Genomic DNA, 25,092 nt, shown 5'->3' with positions numbered 1-25,092 from the left:
ACGATCGTAAGGCGCAACACACCCGAGGTTCCAGGGTGCGCGCGGGCAAGGTGTCTGAAATACCAGACTCAACCGACGAGCAGGTACGCCAGCGGCGTGGCCAGCAGGATGCTCAGCGCCACGCGTTCGAACCAGATCACCACCAGCTGCCACAGCCGCAGCGGCACGGAGGTGGCCATGATGCAGGGCACCAGCCCGGAGAAGAAGATCACCGTGCTCACCGAGACCACGCCGATAACAAAGCGCAGCACCAGGGAATCGGCCTCCGCCACTACCGTGGCAGGCAGCAGCATCTCCGCGATGCCCAGGGCCGCCGCCTTGCCCGCCAGCAGCGGCTCCGGTAGGCGCACCAGCCAGGCCACCGGGTAAAAGAGGTAGCCCAGCAGGTCAAACACGCGGGTGTAGGTGGCCAACACCAGGCCCAGCACGCCCACCGACAGGATCGAGGGCACCACCGCCGCGCTCATGCGCAGGCCGTCAAGGAAGTTCTCTCCCACCGCCCGGCCCAGGCTCGGGGCCCGGCCCAGGGCCTCCCTGGCCGCCGCCCAGGCCGCCGCGAGGCGCCCGGTGGTGACTTTCGGTTCCGGGTCCGGGGTGGCCCCCGGATAGTGCTCGGCGGGGATGACGCTCAGCGGCGGAATCCACACCGTGATCGCCGTAACGGCAAAGGTCACCACCAGGCTCACGGCAAAGTACTGGCCCCAGTAGTCCATCAGGCCCAGGGTGCCGGCCACCACCACCATGAAGGCCGCCGAGACCGTGGAGAAGCCGGTGGCGATGATCGCCGCCTCCCGCGCGGTATAGCGCCCCTGACGGTACACCCGGTCGGTAATCAACATGCCCAGGGAGTAGCTGCCCACGAAGCTCGTCACGGCGTCGATGGCCGAGCGGCCCGGGGTGCGCCACAGTGGCCGCATGACCGGCTGCATGAGCACGCCCACGAACTCCATGAGGCCATAGCCCACCAGCAGGGCCAGAAAGGCCGAGCCCACGGGGATGATCAGTGCCACCGGAATGGCGATCTTCTCCCACAGGAAGGGCACTAGATCGGGACGGGCCAGCACCGCGGGCAGGGTACCGGTGAGGATCATGGCTGCCACACCCAGGCCCGCCACCGAGAGCAGGCCAAAGACCGCCTGGGTGGGGTTGCGCCACGAGGTCCTGCGCAACCCGCGCACGGTGCCGTAGAGCACCAGCGCGCCCACCACCCAACCCACCGCAGGGCCCAGCAGCTCGCGCAGGAGGGTGACCATGTGATCCAAAAGGATGGTGCTCTTGCCCCGGAACGTCACCGGAAGAAAAAACACGATGATGCCGACGGCGCTATAGACGAATAGCCGCCACAGGCCGGGGGTTGCCTTCGTTGAGGTCGTCATGGCTAGCTCAGCTCCCCCACGGCCTCTCGGGTCTCCGAGGCGATTTCTACGGGTGCGGCATAGCGGGCGACGGCCACCACCTCGGCGGGAGTAAGGAGGCCGGGGCGGAGGGTGATGGGGGTTGAGTTGCGGGGTGATGCTTGGCCTTGTGCGAGTTTGCGCGCGCTGGCCGCAATGGACGGCATGATTTTTCCGCTCCTTTATAGACTCGGCGGCCCCGAGCGAGCACAGGCGCGACAGACCGCACCGACGCCCCACGGGAACCGCAGGAATACATCAGAAAGTGGTCTGCGCGACAGCCAAGCGCAGTTTATGGTGAATCTAGCACGATCCCATAGAGGTGACTAGCCACCTTGTTCGCCTGCCCTTTCAGGCGGCCGATAATGCGCCTTCGGTCTTGCTCGGCCAGGGTTCCCACCGGGAAGGTCACCGCCAGGGCCGCCGCCGGGCGGCCCACGTGATCCAGCACCGCCACCGCCAGGCTGTGCTGACCGCGGCTCACCTCCTCGACCTCCTCCGTCCAACCGCGCTCGCGGATAAGACTCAGATCGCGGCGCACGCGCCCCCACGAGGTGCCGGCCCCATGCGGCGCGTAGGCGGCCTTCGCCTCCGACTCCGGCAAGTGCGCCAACATCACCCGCCCCGAGGCCGTGCCCAGCGCCACCAGGCGCACCCCCTCCTGCGTGACCAGGGACACCGCCCGGGGGCCACGCACCTCCAGCAGGTACACAACCTCCGAGCCCGCCAGACGAGACAGGTGCGCCGAGCCGCCCACCGACTCCGCTAAGGATTGCAGCGGGCGACGCGCCAGGCGCACCAAGGGCTGCTGCGTGACGTAGGCATTGGCCATCGAATAGGCCACCAGGCCCAGACCCCAGGTGCGGGTCTCCGGGATGCGCACCACGTAACCGGCCCGCTCCATCTCCGTAAGCAGGTGATAGGTGGTAGAGCGCGGCAGATCCAGCTCCGCGCGAATGCGGGCGGCGGAGATAGGGACGTCAATGGAAGAAAGCAGCGTGAGGATGCGCAGCGTGTTGCGGGCGGCAGGCACGTGGGTCATATAAAATATGATAATTCACTACACAATTAGTGCAAAATAATACAATCGCTATGAGATAATCATGTAGTTATGAATGTACGGCGCCCCACATATTACATTGGGTAATAATTTTACCACTTTGGCAAGCATCCGCGATAGACAGCATAATATTACTCCCTTCCCCTCATTGCGACAAAGAACTTTCCTCTTAAAATTTCTTGCCAATACCCCAATTTCTGGCCCATCAATACAAACACCCCTATCTGCTATGTGTAGAATTATCCCCGTCCGACCCCCTCAGGAAAACCACTACATGCAGACTTAGGGAAAATAGATCCTCCGATCCATACGTTTTACAAAAGAACAAAATAACCACCCACCCTTCCCTGACACAATCACTCCCCTGCCGGAAAATCCCGCTTAGCCCATTCCAAAGTTGAAATTTCTTCGCCGCAACACAACGCCCCATATAGATTACAAATCTCCTTGGAAGAATTTTTATATACTAGCTGAGCGATAACTTTTTTAATGTAATCACTAGCATTTGAAGCTTTATAACACTGCCAGCACTTAACCGATACCCATTACTCCAGGCGCCAGCCCCTATCTATACCCTCCGGGAGATACATAGATCAGATACCGGGCCGCCATCCCATCCATACCTATAGGATATTTCTCTCAATTCATCCTCTTCAAGATTATCCCACACCCCCGGGGAGTAGATAATACTTCTGAAGCATTCCCTGCGAAAAAATAAACCTTCCAGCATCACTCAGATACCGAAACCCGGAAATTAAATCAATACCCAACATTCAATAAAACTTCATTGGCATCTCATTTTCTTGCAAGATTATCTTGCCCTCACCCGTTACCCACCCCATCCACTACCCTCCCCTACCCCACCCTCTACTATCACATTAAGAAAGATTCCGTGGTGCGCACCATACGGCGCCGTGCGCCGGTTGCACCCCGCGAACCTTAAGACCCCAACGCAGGGAGGATCACCGTGCCGCAGCCCGCGCAGTCTCCGCAGAACCCGCCACGCGGCTCCGCCGCCCGCGCCGCGAGCGCTCAGGATAACGGCGCCCACGGCGTCGACACCACCCTCGGCGCCTCGACCGCCAAGGCCGCGCCCCCCAAGGGCCTGCGCGCCCGCCACATCCACTTCATCGCCCTGGGCTCGGCCATCGGCACGGGCCTATTCTACGGCTCCGCCGGTGCCATCCAGGCCGCCGGTCCCTCGGTGCTGTTGGTGTACCTCATCGCGGGAGCGGTGGTGTATTTCATGCTGCGCGCCCTGGGCGAGATGGCGGTGGCCAGCCCCATCACGGGTTCGTTTGCGGAGTACACCCGCCGCTATCTGGGGCCATGGGCGGGCTATATCACCGGCTGGATGTACGCCTTTGAGATGTTGATCGTATGCCTGGCGGATCTCACGGCCATCGCCATCTACATGCGGCTCTGGTTCCCGGATACCCCGCAGTGGGTGTGGGTGGCCGTCACCTTGTGTGTAGTGGGTGCCGCGAACCTAGCCAGCGTGCGGTTGTTCGGGGAGCTGGAGTTTGCTTTTACCCTCATCAAGGTGAGCGCGGTGATCGCCATGATCCTGGGCGGCGCGGCGATCCTGGCCTTTGGCCTGGGGTCGAGCCCGGAGACCAGCAGCATTTCCCACCTGTGGGCGGACGGCGGCTTTTTCCCGCACGGTATTGGCGGCATGATCTCAGCCTTTATCCTGGTGCTCTTTGCCTTCGGCGGCACGGAGATCATCGGCGTGGCAGGCGCAGAGGCCGAGGAGCCGGAAAGGACAATCCCTAAGGCCGTGAACACGGTACCGGTGCGCATTTTGCTCTTTTATGTGCTGGCAATCCTGGTGATTCTGGTGCTCAATCCCTGGACGGCGATCGACGGCGAGGAGTCGCCCTTCGTACAGATCTTCTCCACCCTGGGGGTCAATTGGGCCGCCGCGCTGCTCAACGCGGTGGTGATTACCGCCGCGCTTTCGGCCATTAATTCCGATCTCTTCGGCGCGGGCCGCGTGATCACCGGCATGGCGCGCGCCAGGCTGGCCCCCTCGGCCCTGGGGCGCGCGAACCGCCGGGGCGTGCCCATCGTCACCACCCTGGCGCTGGTGGCGGTGCTCACCGTGGGCGTGGTGCTCAATGCGGTGCTCCCGGAGCGGATCTTTACCATCGTCGCGGCCCTGGCGACCTTCGCCACCATCTACGTCTGGCTGATGATCCTGCTGGCCCACGTGGCCTCGCGGCGTCGCCTCGACCCCGCCGAGGAGCACAACCTCGCCTTTCCCGTCCCCTTCTGGCCCTGGGGCCAGTACTTCGCCGTCGGCTTTATCCTCTTCGCCTTTGGCATCATGGTGTGGCAATCGGAATACTGGCTGGCCCTGGGCGTGGGCGTGGGCTTCCTCGCTGTGATGACCGCCCTGTACTATGCCACGGGCCGCCACCGGCAGATCGCCGACGTCGCTTAGAGGAGGAACCATGACCCTGCCCGGTATCGACATCGCCCCCGCCGCCTGGACGGGCCGCAACGACGGCCCCGGCCCCGAACACGCCCGCTGGCACTCGGTGGTGCAGCCGCTCGACTCCGCGGACGCCACCCCCGGTGTGGCGCTGCTGGGCTTCCGTTCGGACGAGGGCGTGCGGCGCAACGGCGGGCGGCAGGGCGCCGCCGAGGCACCCAGGGCCCTGCGCGCGGCCCTGGGCAGCCTGGCTGTCCACGACGACCTGCCCCGCTACGACGCGGGCGACGTGGTCACCGCCGGTACCGACTTAGAATCCGCGCAGGAGCGCGTGAGCGAGGTTGTGGCGGCACTGACCCAGGGCGGGCACACCGTGATCGCCCTGGGCGGCGGGCACGAGACGGCCTGGGCCACCCACCGGGGGCTGCGCCGCACCCACCCGCAGGGCGTGCAGATCGTGAACCTGGATGCCCACTTCGACCTGCGCCGCGCCGAATGGCCCACCTCCGGCACGCCCTTCCTCCAGATCGCGGAGCACGTGGGCGAGGACTTCCGCTACAGCGTGCTGGGGATTTCTCGGCCGAATAACACCCGCGTGCTCTTCGATACCGCCCGCGAACTCGGGGTGCAGGTGCGCACCGACGACGAGCTGGCCGCCCTCGGCCCTCAGGACGCGGCGGCGCTCGTTACCGAGGCCGCCGACACCGCCGATCACCTGCACTTAAGCATCGACCTCGACGGGCTTCCTGCTGCCGTGGCCCCCGGCGTGAGCGCCCCCGCCGCCGTGGGGGTCTCCCTGGCCGCCTACCGGGCGATGGTGCGGGCAGCGGCGGCCTCCGGGAAGCTGCGCCTGGTGGACGTGGCGGAACTCAACCCCCGCTTCGACGTGGACGGGCGCACCGCCAGGGTTGCGGCGCGACTCATCGACGACATCGTGGCAGCGCTGGTGTAAGCCAGCCGGTGACACGGGTCCTGGGCAATCGCGCCTTGAGCACCAGCACAATCCAGCAGCATTGACGTCAGCGAGATTAGTGATCAATCTTCGCACTCCGGGGACTGCCCAGGATGTGACGGGACCTCTGGAAAATACGGAGTGAAGCCAAAGTCTCCCCCCGCCACCTCTACATCCAACCCCAGGCCTATGGGCGCCAATACCGCGCTCTCGGCCTCCTTACCGGCTTCCTCCCGGATGCCTAACACGTCGACGGCGCAGAGTCCGTGCTGTCCGCCGCTTGCCACAACCCCAATGCGTCCCTCGCTCACGTACCCCATCACTGTGGATAGCGTTGTTCCAAGCAGCTCGGCAGCCATCGCGGCGCTCACCTCGCTGGGCATAGCCACGGTGCTCAGCGGCCGTCGTTCGCGCAGGGCGCGATCCAACCGCTTCATCACCTCAATCTCCTCGGAGCTCATCTCCGCTCCGAGCACCTCCTTGCCCCGCCCTCGGGCGCCCCGAACAACGTACTCAGGTCGCTCCCTATCTCGACTCCCGGTGATGCCCATATCGCCGGTGTCCTCCTCACACCATTTATTACCGCTCATAAGCACAAATCCCCTACACCTCCCCCAGCGCCCGCTCCACGTCGGCAAGCAGGTCGGCCTCGTCCTCGATGCCGATGGAGAGGCGCACCAGGTCGTCCGGTACCTCCAGCTGAGAACCGGCGGCGGACTGGTGCGTCATGGTGGCCGGGTGCTCCAGCAGGGACTCCACCCCGCCCAGGGATTCCGCCAGACAGATCAGGCGGGTAGCCCGGCAGAACGCCAGCGCCGCCTCCCGGCCCCCGGCAAAGCGCACGGAGACCATGCCTCCCGGCCCACGCATCTGCCTCTGGGCGACCTCGTAACCGGGGTGGTCGGGCAGCCCGGGGAAGAGCACCCGGGATACCTTGGGGCTTGCCTGAAACAGCTGTGCCACCGCGAGCGCATTGGAGCAGTGCCTTTCCATGCGCAGCGGCAGGGTCTTGATGCCCCGATAGGTCAGGTAGGCATCGAAGGCGCTGGGCACCGCTCCCACTCCCCCCTGGAGGAAGAGCAGCTCAGCGTCGAGGTCGGCGTCATTGGTGACCGCCACGCCGCCCACCACGTCGGAGTGACCGCCGAGGTACTTGGTGGTGGAGTGCACCACCGCATCCGCACCTAGTTCCAGGGGCCGCTGGAGGTAGGGACTAGCGAAGGTGTTGTCCACCACCAGGCGCGCGGGGTGGGCGGCGATGGCCTGGGCCACGGCGGCGATGTCGGTGATGCCCAGCAGCGGGTTGGTGGGGCTTTCCACCCACACCACGCGGGTGTTGTCCCGCAGGGCGGCGCGCACCCGGGCGGGATCGGTGGTGTCTACCACGGTGTGCGCGATGCCCCAGTCCTTCAGGGAGGTGTCGATGAGCCGAAAGGTGCCGCCGTAGGCGTCGTTGCCCAGGATCAGGTGGTCGCCGGGGCGCATCAGGGCGCGCAGCACGGTATCGGTGGCGGCCATCCCGGAGGAGAAGGCTCGCCCGAAGGAGCCCCCTTCGAGCGCGGCCACGACGTTTTCCAGGACGGTGACCGTGGGGTTGCCTACCCTCGAGTACTCGTAGCCGCCGCGCAGGGTGGCCACGTCATCCTGGGCGAAGGTGGTGGAGGCGTAGATGGGCACGTTGATCGCCCCGGTGTGGGTATCAGGCCGATAGCCTCCGTGAATGGCGGTGGTGGCAAAGCCCCGTGCTTCCTGCTCGGCGGCCCCCTGCGCGCGGCGGGCGGCGGTGCCGGCGTCGGCGCGGCTGGTGTGAATGCTCATGGCTGATCCCTCCTACGGTCGTAGCACCACATAGTAGACCAAGCGGTTCAGATCGCGCATACTTTATTTTCCCGGCGCGGCCGCGCACAGATCGCTAGGCTGGAAACCCTATGCTCAACGAAGTACTACGTTCCGCAACCGCAACCAAAGAACCCCTCCCCGGCGCGGAGACCGCCCAGCAGACGGTGGAGACCGTGAGCAACTGGTGGGACAGCGAGCTGGCCCGCACCTGGCTCATCGACCGCCCCATCTCCATCGGCATTACCCTGCTGGTGGCGGTGGTCGCGCACTGGGCGCTGCGCCGGCTCATCGACAAGTTCGCCCAGCACAACCTGAGCAGCGCCGCCCCGCTGGGTCGTCTGGCTCGCAAGGGCCGCGCCGCCGAGTCCGAGGAGCTACCCGCGCGGGTGGCCGCCCTGAATAAGGTGCAGGAAAAACGCCGTCAGTCCCGGGTGAAGACCCTGGCACAGGTGGGCAAATCCGCCGTGGCCATCGTGGTGTGGGTCTTTGCCGTGCTGTCCATCCTGGACACCCTGGGCGTGAACATCGCCCCGCTGATCGCCTCGGCCGGTGTGATCGGCGTGGCCCTTGGCTTCGGCGCGCAATCGCTGGTCAAGGACTTCCTCTCCGGCATCTTCATGCTCCTGGAGGATCAGTACGGGGTGGGCGATACCATCGATGTCGGGGAGGGCATTATCGGGGACGTGGAGGATATCTCCCTGCGCCTGACCACCATCCGGGACATCGACGGCACCCTGTGGTACGTGCGCAACGGCGAGATCCTGCGCGTGGGGAACTTCTCCGACGAGTACGCCATCGCCCGCATCCAGGTGCCGGTGGGGCTGTCCAACGACTCCACCAAGGCCTGGGAGGTCATTCACAAGGCCACCGAGGAGGCCTGCGCCGACCCCACCACGAGCCAATGGGTGCTCGACGAGCCGGAGATGAAGGGCGTGTCCGACTTCGAGGTCGATCATCTCTCCTACCGCATCGCCATCAAGACCATGCCCGGCATGCAATGGGACGTGCAGCGCCTGGTACAGGGTCACATTCTCGATGCCATGCGGAACAATGACATCACCGTGCCCTACCCCCACGGCATCGGCATCTCCCGCCCCGCCCAGGAGCAGGAGTCTTGACCCCCTAGAATGGGAGGGTGTGACTCCTCCCCGCAGCCTGTATGACGCCCTCGGCGGCGAGGTTTTTACGCGCCTCGTCGCCGGTTTTTATCGCCGCGTACGCACCGACGACCTCCTCGGCCCCATGTACCCCCAGGACGATTGGGAGGGGGCCGAGGCCCGGCTGCGCATATTCCTTGCCCAGTATTGGGGCGGGCCGGCGGACTACCAGCAGCAACGGGGACACCCCCGGCTACGGATGCGGCATATGCCCTTTCCCATCGACGCGGCCACCGCGCAGCGCTGGCTCGACCTCATGGAGGCCTCGCTCGACGAGATCGAGGAACAGGAGCTCCCGCCCGCCTACCGCCACGCTCTCTGGGAGCACATGACGCGGGTGGCGCACATGCTGATCAACCGGCCCGGCTAAACCGGGCTCCGCCTCAGAACAGCGAGAGCCGCGTGGAGTGATACACCGTGCCGAAGGGCGCGTCCACCCGTACCCACCGGCCCAGGGCCGAGACCCGCAGGTGGCGCGGCACCTCGACGGGGGTGGCGAACCCCGGGATCAGGCCCAGGGCCGTGCAGGTAAAGATCATGCGCATGGGCACCGCCACGCTGCTGCCCTCCTCCCCGCTGACCTCCAGCACGGGCTGATTGAGCAGGCTCGCCGGGGGGCCCAGCGGTCCGGAAAACTGCCGGGCCAGGGCCTGGCCCTGATCCGCTAGGCCGCGCACCACGGAAACCGGCACCTCGTCGAGGAGTCGGAAGCCCTCCGCCGGGGGCAGGGCGCCCGGCCAGCTCGGGTCGCGGGCCACCCCGATGTCCCGGGCGCTGCTGCGCGCCGCGACGGCGCCGTAGAGGTCGTGGGCGCCGACCACGGCCCCCTCGCGGGAAGCCTGTCCCTCCACCCGGCGGGCGGCCACGACCTCGAAGGGAGTGGTGACAAAGACGTCCACGTGGTGGCCATCGGGCGTGGAGCGCAACCGGGCCAGGGCCGAGGCGTCGAGCCCCACAGCCCGAGCCAGCAGGGACTCTAGGCCCGGAGCACCTGCGCGAATACGGAGCGTTTCTCTCATGACCGCCACGCCGTTACGCCGTCCGCATGGTGAGGATTTCTACTTCCTCCGGGGTGATCTCCCTGGGTTGCAGAGTCTCTTTATCCAGGGCCACCTGCACGCAGTGGATCGCACACGCGGTGCGCCCCTCATCGTCCTTGATCTCTTGAAGGGTGGTAAAGGAAGAGCGCCCCACCTTGGTGACCGTGCTTTCCACCAGTACCTTCTTCGACGGGCTCGGCACGATGGGGATGCGGTAATCCGCCTCCAGGTGGCGCACCACGAACATCGGCATGGGCAGTCCTCGGGCCACGAAGTTATCCAGGCTGAACCGCACCCGAGACTCCTGCACGATCTCGACGTATTGGGCGTTATTCATATGCCCGAAGCGATCAAAATCGGACCACCGCAGTTCCACGTAGGCCCGGTGTACCGCGCCCGGCTGCTGCGTCTGCTCTGCGCTCATCTCGATGGCATCCTCTTTCTAGCTTGCTCGTGTTGCCTTAGCGGCTGAGCTTACGATGCGTCACGCGCGAGGGGCGCGCGGCGTCCGCGCCCAGGCGCTGGACCTTGTTCTTCTCGTAGTCCTCAAAGTTACCCTCAAACCAGAACCATTGTCCCTCGGCCACGTTGCCCTCCCAGGCGAGGATGTGGGTACAGGTGCGATCCAGGAACCAGCGATCGTGGGAGATCACCACCGCGCAGCCGGGGAACTTGGTCAGCGCGTTTTCCAGGGAACCCAGGGTCTCCACGTCGAGGTCGTTCGTCGGCTCGTCGAGAAGGATGAGATTACCGCCCTGCTTGAGGGTCAGGGCGAGGTTGAGGCGGTTGCGCTCACCGCCGGAGAGCACCTTGGAGGGCTTCTGCTGATCGGGTCCCTTGAAGCCAAAGGCGGAAAGGTAGGCGCGCGAGGGCATCTCGTTTTGTCCCACCTGAATATAGTCCAGGCCGTCGGAGACCACCTGCCACACGGTCTGCTCGGGGTCAATATTCTCGCGGTTTTGATCCACGTAGCTCAGCTGCACCGTCTCACCCACGTCCACCGCGCCCTCGTCGGGGGATTCCAGGCCCACGATGGTCTTAAAGAGGGTGGTCTTGCCCACGCCATTGGGGCCGATCACGCCCACGATGCCGTTGCGCGGCAGCGTGAAGGAGAGGTCCTTGATGAGGGTGCGGCCGTCAAAGCCCTTGACCAGGCCGCTGACTTCCACCACCTTGTTGCCCAGGCGGGGCGGGGTGGGGATCTGGATCTCCTCAAAGTCCAGCTTCTTGTACTTCTCGGCCTCGGCGGCCATCTCCTCGTAGCGTTCCAGGCGGGCCCTGTTCTTGGCCTGGCGGGCCTTGGCCCCGGAACGCACCCACTCCAGCTCATCCTTGAGGCGCTTGCGCAGCTTGGCATCCTTCTTGCCGGCCACCTCCAAGCGCTGGGCCTTCGTGTCCAGGTAGGTGGAGTAATTGCCCTCGTAGGGGTAGAGCTTGCCGCGATCGACCTCGCAGATCCATCCGGCCACGTGATCGAGGAAGTAGCGGTCGTGGGTCACGGCCAGCACGGCGCCCTTGTAATCCTGGAGATGCTTTTCCAGCCACTGCACGCTTTCCGCGTCCAGGTGGTTGGTGGGCTCATCGAGTAGCAGCAGATCAGGCTCGGAGAGCAGGAGCTTGGCCAGCGCCACGCGGCGGCGCTCACCCCCGGAGAGGTGGGTCACGGGCTCGTCGCCAGGCGGGCAGCGCAGGGCCTCCATCGCCTGTTCGATCTTGGAGTCCATCTCCCAGGCGTCGGCGGCGTCGATCTTGTCCTGGAGGGTGGTCATCTCCTCCATGAGCTCGTCGGTGTAGTTGGTGGCCATCTCCTCGGCGATGGCCTCGTAGCGCTTCTTGATCTCAAAGATCTCGCCCAGGCCCTCCTCCACGTTTTCCCGGACGGTCTTATCCTCGTTGAGGGGTGGTTCCTGGAGAAGGATGCCCACCGTGGCCCCCGGATCGAGGAAGGCCTCGCCGTTGGAGGGCTGATCTAGCCCCGCCATGATCTTGAGAATCGAGGATTTGCCGGCACCGTTTGGCCCCACCACGCCGATCTTGGCCCCCGGGTAGAAGGCCATGGTGACGTTGTCCAAGATCACCTTGTCGCCGATGGCCTTGCGCACGTTTTTCATCGTGTAGATGAATTCGCTCATGATTCCCCTTTGGTCGTTAGGTACCTTCTTTGAAGTCACCTGAGAGGCTACCCTACCTACGCTGCCATCGGGTGATCCTCCTCGTCCTCCGGCTCGCGCCGCAGGATCTCCGCGGGCGGAGCCTGGTCGAAGCCCTCTTCGGTCGCCTCGATACCGGTCCCCGGGTTTTTGTCCTCGTCCAGGTAGGCCGGGTCGATCGCATCGGGCGCCAGGGCGCCGTTATCGGTCTGCTGGGCGACCACGCGGCACTTGCGCCACCGCACCTGGTACTTGGCGAGGTCCACCCCCACGTGCCGAGCCCGCAGCAGGATCCGGGAGCGTTTCTCCCCCGTGGTCGCGTCGCACCACTCGGTGGTCACCAAGTGACCGCTGACGATCACCGGCATCCCCTTGGCCACCGAGCAACGGGTGTTATAGGCCAGGTCGCCCCACATCTCCACGTCGATGAACAGGCTATCCAGGCTGGTCCACCCCGTGCCGTCGGCGGCCGGAACACGACGATCCGCCCCCAATCGGATCCGGCACACCAGCGCCCCACTTTCGGTGCGTTTGAGCCTGGGATTCTGCGTGAGGTTTCCCGTGATGGTAATCGGCGTATTGGCCATGCGATGATCCTCCCCCTGGTAGCGTCGGCCCCCTCAAGAGCCGTCGTCGGTCTCGTAGTACTGCCGAGCATGCCCCAGGTGCATCCGTCCCCACCAGCACCACACCGCTGCGTTGTGGATAACTCCCCTCCTTCCACAGTGTGGTACCCAACACTTGCTGTGGGGTATGTTCAATGGGTATGGCCGTGAGACGATACGGGAAAACCCTCCAATCCGCCCTGCTCAACGCCGCCTGGGCGGAGCTTGAGGCCTCGGGATACACCGGCATGACGATGGATGCCGTGGCCACACGCGCGCATACCAGCCGCGCCGTGCTCTATCGCCGCTGGGCGGACAAGGAAGAGCTCGCCCGCGACGCCGTTCGTTACTTCTTCGAGACCAATCGCCTGCACCTGCCCGATACCGGCTCTCTGCGCGGGGACCTTATCGCCCTGCTCGCGGAGATCAACGATACGTATCCGAACATGATTACCCTGGTGCGCCTGCACCTTTCGGGGCTCCGCACGGAGGATCCCAGCGGCTTGAATCCCCTGATGAGCATGTTGCCGGAAGATCGCTTCGAGGTCATCGATGAGATCTACCAACGGGCGGATCGACGCGGGGAGATCGACCTAACCGCCACCACGCACATGACCCGTACCGCCGCCCCCTCCGTCCTGCGCGAGATGCTCATCACGCAGGCGCAGCCCGTGCCGCTGGGGACCATTGAGGAGATGGTAGACACCATCGCGCTGCCGCTAGCCGGGGTGCTGCCACGTTCCCCCGACGCCGCCTAACGCTTCTTCCCCGCCCCGAATTCCTCGGTGTAGTAAGCGTCATTCTGCGGGCTATCGCCGGCGTTCATGCGCGCCAGCATGGCGTTATAGTTCTCCATATCCACATCGCCTTCCGCCTCGGCGCGGCGGTCATAATCACTCGCTTTCTTTTCCTCCTCGCGTCGCCACTGGCGAAAGAGTGCACTAAACACGATCACCAGCGGAAACGCCCCGGAGGCCCAGGCGATGCCGCCACCGATGCGCTGATCCTCCAGCAGATCCGGCTCCCAGGGCAGGCCCAGCGAGGAATAGAAATCTCCGGCCAGGATGTCCGTGAGCTGCATGAGGTACACGCCAAAATAGAGGTGAAACGGCATGGAAAAGATCAGCCAGCCGATACGCGCCACGGGGGTGCCTCGACGCGGCACGGGGTCGGGGCTAATCATGTCCCAAAAGTAGAGATAACCGGAGATTAAAAAGACCATGTTCATCCCCACGTGCCCGCCGTGCTCGGAGACGAGGACGTCGTAGAGCGGAGTGAGATACAGCAGGTAGAAGATCACGATGAACTGCACGGTGTTCACGCCCGGCGCGGTGATGAACCCGATGACGCGATTGTGGCACAGCGCCCAGGCCCATTCGTGCAGCCCCGGGGGGCACCCAGGGGCTGCGGGGGGCACGGTTTCCATGACGAGCGTGAGCGGAGCACCAAGCACCAGGAACACCGGCACCACCATGGACAATCCCATGTGTACCAGCATGTGCATGGAAAAGAGCGCCATCATGTTCATTCCCATGCCGGAGCTCATCATCGCGCCCAGGGTCAGACACCCCAGCAGAAACCAGGCGGTGCGCGACCACGGCCAGGAGGCACCCGCGCAGCGCAGGCGCACGACCCCCCACAGGTAGGCAGCGGCGAGCAGGATGGCGATGGTGGCGAACATGAGATCGAAGCGCCACATGCCCCAGACGTTCCAGAAGGTGGGGCGCTGGTGAAGATCGAACCCGATGGCGATGGCCATGGGCGAGAGATTGGGATCGCGCGGCGGGGGCGGTGGGGTGCGCCCCATCGTGATGGCGATGCCGGTCACCGCGGCCATAACCAACACCTCCGCGATGGCTACGCGGAGGAAGGCCGAAGAGCGCGTGGCGTCACGCCGCAGCTGCGGGATGGTGAGCTGGCGGTGTAGGAAACCGAAGAACGCCAGCACGATCACGCCCGCGGTCTTGGCCACGATGATGCGGCCGTAGGTTGTAGTGAACCAGTCCGAGAACTCGATACGGATCGCGGCATTGATAAGACCGGAGGCGGCCATGAAGATCACGGCGACCAGCGCGAGGGCGGAGTACCGGTGCACGGCGACGTCCAGGTGCGGGCCCAGGCGACGCCCGTGGGCGATCAGCGCCATGAGTCCGCCCATCCACAGCACGAGGAAGATCAGGTGCCAAAGGTAGGAGTTCGTGCCGTAGTCGTGATCGCCTCCGGCCGCGGAGTGGCCCTCCATGCCCAGGGGGATCACCGTGAGGATGGCCCCCACCAGCAGCCACGGCTGGCTCGCCCACCGGTGGGACCACAACCCCAGGCCGCCCACCACGGCGCAGATCAGGGCCACCCACAGCCAGGCCAGGGCCGTGGATACCTGACTAATGGCCAGGCCCCAGGCCTCCGGGCGCAGGGTCTGGGCAAAGGGGGTGCCGGAGACGTCGGAAAGCGTCAGCGGGATCATCAGCAACGCCACCAGGCCGAAGCACAGGATGCTCCAGGAACCCGTGCGCGCGGCGATGTGCCCATCCACGCTCAGCCGGGCCTGGAGGATGGGCTCAGGGCGCGGGGCAATGAGGAAGGCGGAGGCCAGGAAGGAGCCCACCCCGAGCGAGGCCATCATCCAGCCCACCGCACGGAAGAAGGGCAGCCCGGCGGTGGTGAGGCGGCCGGGATCGGGGATGCCCAGGGCCGCGAGGGATTCGCTCAAAAAGCCCCAGGAGATCGCCGCCCCCACGCCGCCCGCGACCAGGGAAAAAAGCAGGTAGAGGGGCCAGGAGAGGCGCGCCTGGCTCCGGCGCTGGGGTTCGGGTGCGGCGAGGGCTGTCATGGGCTCCACCCTACTTCTCCGTCGTGCGGGCGCCTCACCGGCCCGTTGGAGTTCAACCGATTGAACTTTTATTATCTGATATATGAACACTCACCCGCCCGACATCGTCTACTTCTCCTCGGCCTCGGAAAACACCCGGCGCTTCGTGGACAAGCTCGCCCACCCCGCCGCGCGCATCCCCCTGCGCCGCGGCGACGAACCCATCCACCCCACCCGACCCTTCATCCTCATCACACCAAGCTACGGCGGAGGCGACCCTGCGCGCGCCGTGCCCAAGCAGGTCATCCACTTCCTCAACGACCCCGCCCACCGCGGCCTTTTGCGCGGCGTCATCACCAGCGGAAACACCAACTTCGGCAGCGCCTACTGCTGCGCCGGCCCTCTCATCTCCCGCAAGTGCCAGGTGCCCGAGCTCTACCGCTTCGAGCTTCTGGGCACCTCCCGCGACGTTGCGCGCGTACGCCGCCTCCTCATCGAAAGGACCCTGTAAATGCACTACATCGAACGATCCCTCCTGCCCAGCGCTTGGCGCGGCCCGCAGGACGGCCCCATCCGCCCCGTCAACTGGAACCTCCTCCAAGACCCCAAGGACACCGAGGTCTGGCGCCGCCTCACCAGCAACTTCTGGCTGCCGGAAAAGGTTCCCCTCTCCAACGACCTGCCCTCCTGGCAGGCCCTCGACCCCGCGCACCGCACCCTCACCGTGCGCGTGTTTACCGGCCTCACGCTTCTTGACACCGTGCAGGCCACCGTGGGCGAACCCGCCCAGATCCCCGACGCCCGCACCGAGCAAGAACAAGCCGTGTACACCAACATCGCCTTCATGCAATCCGTGCACGCCCGCTCCTACAGCTCCGTCTTTTCCACCCTCTGCTCCACCCGCGAGATCACCGAGGCCTACACCTGGGCCATCGACAACCCCCTCCTTCAGCGCCGGGCCACCGCCGTGCTCTCCCACTACCACGGCACCGACCCCCTCAAGCGCAAGGCCGCGGCCACCATCCTCTCCTCCCTGCTCCTCTACGCCGGGTTCTACCTGCCGCTATGGTTCTCCACCAGGGCCGTCATGCTCAACACCGCAGACATGATCCGCCTCATCCTGCGCGACAAGGCGGTGCACGGCTACTACTCCGGATACAAATACCAACGCGGGCTCGACGCCCACCCCCAGCGCCGCGAGGAAATGCACGACTTCACCCACCGACTCGTGGCCGACCTGCTGGCCCTGGAGCGCGACTACTCCGCCGAGCTCTATGCCCTCGCCCCCACCCCCGGTTTCGACGGCGTGATGCCCTTCGTGCACTACAACGCCAACAAGGCCCTGATGAACCTCGGCTACTCCCCCGCCTACGAGGACGAGGCCGAGGCCGTGGAACCGGAAATCCTTGCGGCACTGACCCCCGACGCCTCCGAGACCCACGATTTCTTCAGCGGCTCCGGCTCCAGCTACATCATCGGCGCCACCGAGCCCACGGCGGAATCGGACTGGGACTTCTAAAGAACGCTTGATGCGCTTTCGAGGGCACGCATGGGGGCACGCCTTGCCACCGCGTCCCCATGCGCTAGAATCTTCCTCGCGGTTTCCCGGTTCCGATCGGGGCCGTCATGCCTCCGTAGCTCAGCGGATGAGAGCAGTGGGTTTCTACCCCATTGGTCGCGGGTTCGAATCCTGCCGGGGGCGCTTTTTACACAGTATCCCGACTAACGGGCACAGCTCCCAGGGCTTGGGGCCTCTACGAGCCGCCCCGGGCGACATACTGGACGCACACGGGGGCATGGTCATGGCCGATGGTGCCCAGGCGCATCTGGTGGTAGTGGGTAGGGCAGAGTCCGAAGCCGCCGGGATCTAATGCGGCGCGGGGCTGTCGGCAGCCCACGCGGAGGCATGTGGGCCTGGGTTTTCGCCCCTATTCTTGCCGCTAGCAGGGCATTTTAATGCAATTTCACATCAACACCTGAAGGGATGGGGTGGCGGATTGCCACAAGCAAAGAACGTCGAGGGCTTTGCCCCGGGCCGGCACCTCAATCACATCCCCGCTATGGCCCAGGACATCGCTCCGTTAGCCGTCGATGTAGCCGATCCCGAAGCATCTGCGAGTTCATCATCCATATTTCCCAAGACATCGAGGCCCAGACGTCACGCGCCCGCGAGCTAGCGAAAGCCGCCCGGATTGCCCAGCAGTCCGCGCCACGCCCAACCCTTCCAGACAGGGCCACCGCGATAGCCGCTCAATGCTCCTCACCCGCAATACACCAAGCCCGTTTCCCATCAAGCCTGCACCCGGGCCGCTTTCGCCAGCAGACGTTGCTTCTCCGGCCTGCCGCCGGGGCGGTGTTCCACCTAATAGTTAGCGCGCCGCCTGCTCCTCTCCCGTGGTTCGTCTTCAACCTCCGGCTCCCTTCGCCCCAAGGCAACAACCCCGCCGCTCGCACCGACGGCATGAGCAACCTGACACACATAAAGGTTCAGACTTCTAGCGACGCCCTCACCTGCAAAATCACACTTCGGACACACCCAGACAGGGGAGCATAAATCACACCTGCTGCAACCTGAGACACGCCAACGTATCATGAAAATCAATCAACAGAAAGGAATAACCCAGACAAAACTCGGTAAGAAAATTCAATTTCCAGCAGAAGCCAAGAAAGGTTGAAAAATGTAAAGAATCACAAACTATCAAGACTATCACAACCGGCACCATGATTACATTGGCACCCACCAGCAACATCGCCAAGGCAGAAACCAGCGAGACAGTGAAAGAAACCGTCTGGGTAGAAGAATCAATGAAGGCCTTAGAGAACATATCAGATGAGGACCTGCAGTTTATCACAAAGGTGACCTCTCTTGGCGAGCACTACCGGGGCAAAGAAAACGGAAAATTAACTATCGATCTTACCGATGAGGAGATCGAGTCCGAGCATGGATTTTCCAATGAAGAACTCCGACAACTTCATGGAATCATGAACCTGAACCAGGAGACCCTTAATCAAAAGAAAAGCGACCAACGCTTCATCAGCCCGTATGACCACAGGATCGGCCACATCCCCCACAAAGACCTGACCGTCGGTGCTGCCGCAACCCTGGTCACAGCAGCAGAAGCAGGTCCCGCAGCGCTGGAAGCCGCATTCATTGCGTGGAATTCCCTTCAAGGCGGCCCAATCGGAACGGCCATTACGGGTGCTATCGTGGTTCTCGGCACCGGATTCTTCATTGACCTTGCCGCCAAGCTCACCACCGCAGTAGCCAGCGGACGTGGTTTGACCTTCTACGGTCATGCAGGTTCCCCGCCCCTCAAGGTTGAAGTCGAAGAAGAATAACGCAGGAGAGGATTTCATCATGAGCAATATAGAGTCTACCCAATCGGACGCCAGAGTTAATCTGGGCAGTATTGGCCACCCGCGCTTCGGCCAGCATTGAGCATTATAGCTGGAGCGGTTTCCCACATGAGACACCTTATGCCTGGATGTATGGAATACTTTTTGTTATTACATTTTCCGCGGCCTTAATATTTCCCCTGAGGCAAGAAAATTCCTGGAAAGATACGATTCGGGCAGCATTTTTCTTTTCGGCGGTAATCTTTATTACCATCTCATTCCCTAATGATATTGCGTGAGTATTCACGATAGGGTTTGGTATTGTTCATTTCTTCCTGTCACCACTCCCCCTCTCATCTCCAGACAGGAATCTTAGCCAAGCCTCAAATAGCATGACGTGAGATTGATTGGAAATTGAGACATTAACCATCTTCAGGTTGGCGCCTTATTTCCCCCACCGCGTCGCCCCTGGTTGTCATGTTCGGCTGGGGTCTCGGGATTATCCTTTCGTAGTTGACAGACCAATCATGGAAGGAATCTCGTACCCTGAGCAGTATAAACCTCCCACCTGGAAGACCGCCCCGCCTGAACTTCCCTCATCTTCGGTGTGCTAGCGATTCTGGATGGGTTCGCAGGTAGCAGACCCTACGCATCCACGGTGAGCTGTTCTCATCCTGCGCAGCCTGGTGTTCTCGGCAGCCAGTTCCCTCGCCTCAGGTTCTCCTTGCACCTCAGACTCACAACGCTGGCGTTCATCCTTAATCAACCGGCTCATCCCCGCTAGCGCGGGGAACACCGTATCGCCCAACTCGTGATCCACTGGGGTTACCCTCGACTAGTAGACACCCGATTAGTACGGATCCAGTGTCCGTAGGAGAGGATGTTCATTGTGAGTGGGCAGCTTCATCGTTGCGTAGCCCGGTAGGCATCAAAGGCAGCGGTGGCGACCAGGGCGATCCCCAAAGGGATAAGCGTCCAGCTGCGGGGGTTAGTGACGAGGACGGCGAGCCCCACGGTGGTAAGGGCGAGGTAGGGGGCTATTGGGCGTGCGCGCATGGTGATTCCTTTCTGGGGGGGGCTTAGGGTAGAGGATCTTTGTGTCACCGCTTGTGGTGCTTGCTTCTGGGTCGGCTCCGTCTCCACTCGCTGATCTGAATTGGCAGACTGAGCGCGGCTCATCCCCGCTAGCGCGGGGAACACGGCCTGGGCCTGGTGGCCGAGGGGTGGGTTCGAGGCTCATCCCCGCTAGCGCGGGGAACACCGATTCTGGTGCTGTTTGCTACCGCTTTCATGGGGCTCATCCCCGCTAGCGCGGGGAACACGCACGCCGATCTTGGTGGCTTTACCACGCCTCGGGCTCATCCCCGCTAGCGCGGGGAACACCAGCCGTCACCGTGCCACTGATCCACCATGCGGGGCTCATCCCCGCTAGCGCGGGGAACACGTTTCCTTGACCGCAAGGCCTCGGCGGGGTCGAGGCTCATCCCCGCTAGCGCGGGGAACACGGGGATGAGTTGTCGCTGCGGCAAGTTGAGGGGGGCTCATCCCCGCTAGCGCGGGGAACACAACCGTATTCCGGGGACCCGCTACGATGCGCTGGGCTCATCCCCGCTAGCGCGGGGAACACTGGGCCTGTTCCATGACGTAAGCGCGGGATTTCGGCTCATCCCCGCTAGCGCGGGGAACACTCCACCATGAAAGCATCCAACAAGGCCTCGGAGGGCTCATCCCCGCTAGCGCGGGGAACACGGGGCTTGTTTTTTGTTCACCAACACAGAAAGGGGCTCATCCCCGCTAGCGCGGGGAACACAAAAGCGCGGTCTCAAGGAACGCTCCGTCAAGGGGCTCATCCCCGCTAGCGCGGGGAACACCCGGCTGCCCCGGCGGGCCCGCGCCAGGTGGCGGGCTCATCCCCGCTAGCGCGGGGAACACCGCGATACGGCCCCCGAACCCGCCATGGCGGCGGGCTCATCCCCGCTAGCGCGGGGAACACCGCCCTTTCCCCCTCCCGGTTTGCCTCTTGGGGGGCTCATCCCCGCTAGCGCGGGGAACACATATCCCTGGTTGCCTTTTTGAATCCAGCAGAGGGCTCATCCCCGCTAGCGCGGGGAACACAACTCCCAAACCTGTGTTGGGGCGAGGACATCGGGCTCATCCCCGCTAGCGCGGGGAACACGAGAACGCCGCCGTGACCTGCCCCCACAAGCTGGGCTCATCCCCGCTAGCGCGGGGAACACGCACGTTGAATCTCCGAGCGTAGCCCCGCGGAGGGCTCATCCCCGCTAGCGCGGGGAACACAATGCTGCCCTACGCCCAGGAACTCGGCACAACGGCTCATCCCCGCTAGCGCGGGGAACACCGGGGTTATCCGATCTGCATGGGGGAGGAGAACGGCTCATCCCCGCTAGCGCGGGGAACACTACAGCCTCGTCCGGGGCAATCCTGGGAAATTCGGCTCATCCCCGCTAGCGCGGGGAACACCACTATTCAGCTCTCACACAACCCACACAGAGAGGCTCATCCCCGCTAGCGCGGGGAACACTGGCGTCGATGGGTGCGGCGATCCTAGAGCCCCGGCTCATCCCCGCTAGCGCGGGGAACACTGATTGGGTCTGCGGTTGATGGCCTGTCGAGCCGGCTCATCCCCGCTAGCGCGGGGAACACCGCATACCCGTACCCACTGCAGTACGCACCATGGGCTCATCCCCGCTAGCGCGGGGAACACAGCTCCACCGGCTCGAACCGTTCTGGCCCTCTCGGCTCATCCCCGCTAGCGCGGGGAACACACTTGCTGACCAGCAGCGATGCGAGCCTCGTACTCATTTTAGCTATAACTTCTCTCCGAGGGCCCCTCCCCCCGCTATACCCAGCCCCACCTGCCGCCGTAGCCCAGGGCTACCGCGCTTGTACGATGGGCAGGACGTCGCTTAGCCCCCACCTTAAGGATCCGCTTATGACATTACCCTCCCCTTCTCCATCCTCTTACGCCCTAATTACCGGCGCGAGCCAAGGCATCGGTGCGGCCCTGGCCCGCGAACTCGCCGCCGGGGGCCACAACCTGTTGCTGGTGGCCCGGCGCGAGTCGGTGCTCGCTGCCCTGGCGGAGGAACTCCAGGCGCAACACAAAATTAAGGTGGAGGTCTTCGCCTGTGACCTCGCCGAGGAGGACGAGGTCACTCGCCTCATCGAGCACCTGGCTAATCGGCACGTGCACATTGCCATTAATTCCGCTGGCATCGCTTCTTTTGGCCCCTTTATAAAGCAGGATTGGGGTTATGAGACCAATCAGTTTCGGCTCAACGCCGCGGCCGTGTTTCGTTTGAGCCGCGCGGTCTTGGACCCAATGGTGGAACGTGGCGAGGGAGCCCTGTGCAACGTAGGTTCGGCCGCCGGGAACATTCCCATTCCTAATAATGCCACCTACGTGTTCACCAAGGCCGGGGTGAATGCTTTTACGGAGGCCCTGCATTACGAGCTGAAGGGTACCGGCGTGCATTGCACCCTGTTGGCCCCCGGGCCGGTGCGCGAGGCACATATCAACCCCGCCGAGGCCAGCATCGTGGACAAGGTGGTGCCGGACTTCCTGTGGACTACTTATGAGTCTTGCGCGCGCGAAACCCTGGAGGCGTTGGCAAAGAACAAGCGCCGCGTGGTGCCCGGGCCACTGTCCAAGGCCATGAATACCCTGTCCGCGATCACGCCCACGGCGCTGATTTCCCCGATCATCGGACGTTTTTACGCCAAGATAGGCTAATATAGCCCGCTCTTCATGATCGTGAGAGAATCCTCCCCCACCTCGATCGACCCCCAGGGACTACGAGGACTCATCCACCACCCTGTGCGGCACGATCACCGGCCCCACGGCCGCGGTGGCGGTACCCGCCAGGATCGCCACCACCGCCACGATCCCCAGCCGAATCCGCCCCGGGAGGCGCCCAGGGCGGTGGCCGCCTCCCGGCCCAGAAAGAGCAGATCCATCGGGCGGGCCAGCAGCGCGGCGAGCAGGCTGCCGATCAGCAGGCCCGCCCAGGCCACGGCGATGTCCTCACCGCCGCGCCCCATCGTGGATCCCACCGTCCGCTACCGAATGCCATCGAACACGCCGCGCGAGGATAGCGCCAGGGCCGTGGTGACGGCCTGGAGCGCCGCGCTCACGCCCACCAGGATCACGGTGAGCGGATCAAGCAAGACCCGGGAGGGCGGGGCGGAGACCATCAGTCCCGCCCCGAGGCGACGCAGGGAAAGCGCCATGAGTGATGTCCTTTGTTCCGGCACGTCCTCTACGAAAGTGCGGGTGAGTCCCACAAACTACGCGAGCCCACAAAGATAGAGCAAGGCTTACCTATCCCTCTGCGGGTTGCGCGTCGACGCCCAACCCGGTAACGATCGTGCGCAGCTTGGCGGCGGTCTCTCGCAGCTCTGCTTCCGCCTCTGAGTCCGCCACGATCCCGGCCCCACCCCAGGCGGTCAGCTGCAGTCCGCGCAGCAGGGCGCAGCGGATAGACACGTTCCACTGCCCATCGCCCTTGGCATCAACCCAGCCCACGGCGCCGGCGTAGAGGCCCCGATCGGCGGGCTCCATCTCCGCGATGACCCGCAGCGCCCGATCCGTGGGCCAGCCCGCTACCGCCGGGGTGGGATGCAGCAGACGGGCCAGCGCGAGGGCATCGCAGCGCTCGTGTTCCGGGGCGAGCCGGCCGCTCATGCGCGTGCCCAGGTGCCACATCGTGTCCGTGGCCAGCAGGCTCGGGCGCTCCGGCACGTCTAGCTGCGCGCACACCGGCCCGAGCGCCTGCGCGATCATGCGCACCACGAAGGCGTGCTCGTGGGCATCCTTGGCCGAGGCTAACAGGCCTTGCGCGCGGCGGCGATCCTCCTCGGGATCCGGGCTGCGGGGCACGGAACCGGCCAGCGGATGACTCACCACGTTGGCTCCTTGTTTGCGCAAGAGCAGCTCGGGGCTGGCCCCGAAGAACACCTGCCGCCCCACATCCTCGGCGGGCACCGGGATGGAAAAGACCGTGGCGGCCGGATTGCGCCGGATCAGGTGATCGATCAGATCGCCCCAGACCGGCTCGTCGGCCAGGCGGGCGGTGACCGCACGGGCCAGCACCACCTTGTGCAGGTCGGTATCCGGCGCGCGCAGGCGGGACACGGCGCGGCGCACCGCCGCCAGGTAGTCGCCCGTGGGTGCCGCCGGGTGCAGATCGCGCACCTCGGGCAGCACGTCACCCGGGGCGGGCCTGCGGACGGGTAATTCCTGCCACCGCGGGGCGCGCCACAGCGCCGGGGCCGTACCGCCGGATTCGTCGAAGGGAATCGCCCCGGCCAAGATCGCTCCCGGCTCCCAAGCCTCGCCGGTATCGGGCCGCAGCGCCCGCGCGGGAACGTAGCGCACCCGCCCCTCGTGCCAGAAGAAGAGATCGCCCCTGTCCAGGGCCTCGGCCGCCCCCGCATCAGGCATGAAGGGTGGCACCCCCGTCCACGTAGAGTTCCTGGAGGGTCACGTGCCTGGCCCCCTCGGAGGCCAGGAAGTCCACCGTGCGCGCCACGTCCTCCGGCGTGGCGATCCTCCCCAGCGGAATACCCAGGCGGTGCGCGCCCAGGTCGCCCTCCAGGGAGCGACGCCGCCCCGCCTCGGGATCGCTGCCCCAAAAATCCCGCTGCATGGCCGTATCCGTCGAACCGGGACACACCACGTTGCACCTGATGGCGTGCGTCGCAAGCTCGAGCCCCAGGCAGCGCGTGAGCGCCGAGGCCGCCGCCTTCGACGCCGCGTACGCCCCCATCCCCATCCTGGGTACGCCCGCCGCATTCGACGCCACCACCACGATGCCCCGGTCGGGTGCGTCCTGCGGCAGGCACGAGCCCACGGTCATCGCGCGGGCCGCGGCGCGCAGTAGGTAGAAGGTGCCGTGAGCATTGACGTTCATCATCCGGGAGAACTCCGCCGCGCTCGTATCCACCACGGGGCGATCCACGAACACCCCCGCAGCATGAAGAAGATAACGCAGGCCCCCGTGCTGGACCACGGCCTCCTCGACCAGGGCCGTGACTTCCTCCTCCGAGGACAGATCGCAGGGCCGCGCGTCCACCCGCACCCCCTGGGCGGCCGCCGAGGCCACCTCCTGCGCCACGCGACGCAGCGGGGCTTCCTCGCGGTCCGTCAGCACCAGCGCCACGCCGGGGCGTCGGGCGCACTGCTGGGCGATGGCCGCGCCGATCCCGCCGGCGGCGCCTGTCACGATAATGAGATCCGAAGACATGATTACCCAAGTTACCCTTTCCTTATCTATGGGCAGCCGATGGGGGC

Annotated in this window: 24 protein-coding genes, 1 tRNA gene and 1 CRISPR repeat array; of the genes, 10 read left to right on the top strand and 15 right to left on the bottom strand. The window is 64.6% G+C overall.

Annotated features, from left to right (window positions below; genetic code table 11):
• Positions 1–68 precede the first annotated feature (68 nt).
• The 3 genes from H7347_RS00240 to H7347_RS00230 all read right to left on the bottom strand — a co-directional run bounded on the left by H7347_RS00240 (position 69) and on the right by H7347_RS00230 (position 2,436).
• Entirely contained in the window at positions 69–1,376 is a 1,308-nt protein-coding gene (locus H7347_RS00240) for a YjiH family protein (RefSeq protein ID WP_152820273.1), read from the bottom strand.
• A gap of 2 nt (positions 1,377–1,378) precedes the next feature.
• Positions 1,379–1,561: a hypothetical protein gene (locus H7347_RS00235; RefSeq protein ID WP_152820271.1), complete on the bottom strand. Its 183-nt coding sequence runs from the start codon at positions 1,559–1,561 to the stop codon at positions 1,379–1,381.
• 125 nt (positions 1,562–1,686) lie between these two features.
• Positions 1,687–2,436: an IclR family transcriptional regulator gene (locus H7347_RS00230; RefSeq protein WP_152820269.1), complete on the bottom strand. Its 750-nt coding sequence runs from the start codon at positions 2,434–2,436 to the stop codon at positions 1,687–1,689.
• A gap of 1,123 nt (positions 2,437–3,559) precedes the next feature.
• Between H7347_RS00230 and H7347_RS00225 the strand changes: the two genes are divergently transcribed.
• On the top strand, positions 3,560–4,900 hold the full coding sequence (locus tag H7347_RS00225) for an amino acid permease (RefSeq protein ID WP_152821186.1): 1,341 nt from the start codon (positions 3,560–3,562) through the stop codon (positions 4,898–4,900).
• Positions 4,901–4,910: 10 nt separating this feature from the next.
• Positions 4,911–5,843: a formimidoylglutamase gene (gene hutG / locus H7347_RS00220; RefSeq protein WP_152820268.1), complete on the top strand. Its 933-nt coding sequence runs from the start codon at positions 4,911–4,913 to the stop codon at positions 5,841–5,843.
• 83 nt (positions 5,844–5,926) lie between these two features.
• Here the strand turns inward: hutG and H7347_RS00215 are convergent, their stop codons facing one another.
• The gene (locus H7347_RS00215; RefSeq protein ID WP_152820266.1) at positions 5,927–6,433 is read right to left on the bottom strand and encodes a hypothetical protein; all 507 of its coding nucleotides are present in this window, start codon (positions 6,431–6,433) and stop codon (positions 5,927–5,929) included.
• A 13-nt stretch (positions 6,434–6,446) separates the two neighbouring features.
• On the bottom strand, positions 6,447–7,661 hold the full coding sequence (locus tag H7347_RS00210; protein ID WP_152820264.1) for a cystathionine gamma-synthase: 1,215 nt from the start codon (positions 7,659–7,661) through the stop codon (positions 6,447–6,449).
• Positions 7,662–7,771: 110 nt separating this feature from the next.
• Here H7347_RS00210 and H7347_RS00205 point away from each other — a divergent pair, with 110 nt between their 5' ends.
• Together H7347_RS00205 and H7347_RS00200 are read left to right on the top strand one after the other, a co-directional pair.
• On the top strand, positions 7,772–8,800 hold the full coding sequence (locus H7347_RS00205; RefSeq protein ID WP_152820262.1) for a mechanosensitive ion channel family protein: 1,029 nt from the start codon (positions 7,772–7,774) through the stop codon (positions 8,798–8,800).
• Positions 8,801–8,819: 19 nt separating this feature from the next.
• Positions 8,820–9,209 (top strand): globin, encoded by a 390-nt coding sequence (locus H7347_RS00200; RefSeq protein ID WP_186337050.1) that lies wholly within the window; start codon positions 8,820–8,822, stop codon positions 9,207–9,209.
• Positions 9,210–9,222: 13 nt separating this feature from the next.
• Here the strand turns inward: H7347_RS00200 and H7347_RS00195 are convergent, their stop codons facing one another.
• The 4 genes from H7347_RS00195 to H7347_RS00180 are packed head-to-tail and all read right to left on the bottom strand — an operon-like array spanning position 9,223 to position 12,616.
• Positions 9,223–9,858, bottom strand: coding sequence for a hypothetical protein (locus H7347_RS00195; protein WP_152820259.1), 636 nt, complete (start codon positions 9,856–9,858; stop codon positions 9,223–9,225).
• 13 nt (positions 9,859–9,871) lie between these two features.
• The gene (locus H7347_RS00190; protein ID WP_152820257.1) at positions 9,872–10,303 is read right to left on the bottom strand and encodes a thioesterase family protein; all 432 of its coding nucleotides are present in this window, start codon (positions 10,301–10,303) and stop codon (positions 9,872–9,874) included.
• Between the two features lie 37 nt (positions 10,304–10,340).
• Positions 10,341–12,011, bottom strand: a complete 1,671-nt coding sequence (gene ettA, locus H7347_RS00185; RefSeq protein WP_152820256.1) for an energy-dependent translational throttle protein EttA — start codon at positions 12,009–12,011, stop codon at positions 10,341–10,343.
• A gap of 56 nt (positions 12,012–12,067) precedes the next feature.
• Entirely contained in the window at positions 12,068–12,616 is a 549-nt protein-coding gene (locus tag H7347_RS00180) for a single-stranded DNA-binding protein (RefSeq protein ID WP_152820254.1), read from the bottom strand.
• A gap of 179 nt (positions 12,617–12,795) precedes the next feature.
• Between H7347_RS00180 and H7347_RS00175 the strand changes: the two genes are divergently transcribed.
• Positions 12,796–13,392 (top strand): TetR/AcrR family transcriptional regulator, encoded by a 597-nt coding sequence (locus H7347_RS00175; RefSeq protein WP_186337049.1) that lies wholly within the window; start codon positions 12,796–12,798, stop codon positions 13,390–13,392.
• Here H7347_RS00175 and H7347_RS00170 read toward each other — a convergent pair.
• On the bottom strand, positions 13,389–15,464 hold the full coding sequence (locus H7347_RS00170) for a cytochrome c oxidase assembly protein (RefSeq protein ID WP_152820250.1): 2,076 nt from the start codon (positions 15,462–15,464) through the stop codon (positions 13,389–13,391). The genes H7347_RS00175 and H7347_RS00170 overlap by 4 nt on opposite strands.
• Positions 15,465–15,546: 82 nt before the next feature.
• On the opposite strand from H7347_RS00170, the gene nrdI reads away from it, so the two are divergent.
• The 4 genes from nrdI to H7347_RS00150 all read left to right on the top strand — a co-directional run bounded on the left by nrdI (position 15,547) and on the right by H7347_RS00150 (position 18,782).
• Positions 15,547–15,954, top strand: coding sequence for a class Ib ribonucleoside-diphosphate reductase assembly flavoprotein NrdI (gene nrdI, locus H7347_RS00165; protein WP_152820248.1), 408 nt, complete (start codon positions 15,547–15,549; stop codon positions 15,952–15,954).
• Positions 15,955–16,962, top strand: a complete 1,008-nt coding sequence (nrdF, locus tag H7347_RS00160; RefSeq protein WP_152820246.1) for a class 1b ribonucleoside-diphosphate reductase subunit beta — start codon at positions 15,955–15,957, stop codon at positions 16,960–16,962.
• Positions 16,963–17,071: 109 nt separating this feature from the next.
• Positions 17,072–17,145, top strand: a tRNA-Arg gene (locus tag H7347_RS00155).
• Between the two features lie 1,019 nt (positions 17,146–18,164).
• Positions 18,165–18,782 (top strand): hypothetical protein, encoded by a 618-nt coding sequence (locus H7347_RS00150; RefSeq protein ID WP_152820244.1) that lies wholly within the window; start codon positions 18,165–18,167, stop codon positions 18,780–18,782.
• 900 nt (positions 18,783–19,682) lie between these two features.
• On the opposite strand, the gene H7347_RS00145 is transcribed toward H7347_RS00150, so the two are convergent.
• The gene (locus tag H7347_RS00145; RefSeq protein WP_186337048.1) at positions 19,683–19,835 is read right to left on the bottom strand and encodes a hypothetical protein; all 153 of its coding nucleotides are present in this window, start codon (positions 19,833–19,835) and stop codon (positions 19,683–19,685) included.
• Between the two features lie 116 nt (positions 19,836–19,951).
• A CRISPR array of direct repeats spans positions 19,952–21,565; the repeat unit is 28 nt; unit sequence GGCTCATCCCCGCTAGCGCGGGGAACAC.
• Between the two features lie 167 nt (positions 21,566–21,732).
• Here H7347_RS00145 and cmrA point away from each other — a divergent pair.
• The gene (gene cmrA, locus H7347_RS00140) at positions 21,733–22,533 is read left to right on the top strand and encodes a mycolate reductase (protein ID WP_186337047.1); all 801 of its coding nucleotides are present in this window, start codon (positions 21,733–21,735) and stop codon (positions 22,531–22,533) included.
• A gap of 95 nt (positions 22,534–22,628) precedes the next feature.
• Here the strand turns inward: cmrA and H7347_RS00135 are convergent, their stop codons facing one another.
• The 4 genes from H7347_RS00135 to H7347_RS00120 all read right to left on the bottom strand — a co-directional run bounded on the left by H7347_RS00135 (position 22,629) and on the right by H7347_RS00120 (position 25,045).
• The gene (locus tag H7347_RS00135) at positions 22,629–22,841 is read right to left on the bottom strand and encodes a hypothetical protein (protein ID WP_152820241.1); all 213 of its coding nucleotides are present in this window, start codon (positions 22,839–22,841) and stop codon (positions 22,629–22,631) included.
• Positions 22,842–22,859: 18 nt separating this feature from the next.
• Positions 22,860–23,030, bottom strand: coding sequence for a hypothetical protein (locus H7347_RS00130; protein WP_186337046.1), 171 nt, complete (start codon positions 23,028–23,030; stop codon positions 22,860–22,862).
• Between the two features lie 91 nt (positions 23,031–23,121).
• The gene (locus H7347_RS00125) at positions 23,122–24,243 is read right to left on the bottom strand and encodes an isochorismate synthase MenF (RefSeq protein WP_152820238.1); all 1,122 of its coding nucleotides are present in this window, start codon (positions 24,241–24,243) and stop codon (positions 23,122–23,124) included.
• The gene (locus tag H7347_RS00120) at positions 24,236–25,045 is read right to left on the bottom strand and encodes an SDR family oxidoreductase (RefSeq protein ID WP_152820236.1); all 810 of its coding nucleotides are present in this window, start codon (positions 25,043–25,045) and stop codon (positions 24,236–24,238) included. The genes H7347_RS00125 and H7347_RS00120 overlap by 8 nt, the downstream gene beginning before the upstream one ends.
• Positions 25,046–25,092 lie beyond the last annotated feature (47 nt).

It is taken from the genome of Corynebacterium sp. zg-331 (genome assembly GCF_014267345.1).
Lineage (GTDB): Bacteria > Actinomycetota > Actinomycetes > Mycobacteriales > Mycobacteriaceae > Corynebacterium.
The sequence above is the reverse complement of the archived record's forward strand: the minus strand, read 5'-3'. Positions and strand labels throughout refer to the sequence as shown.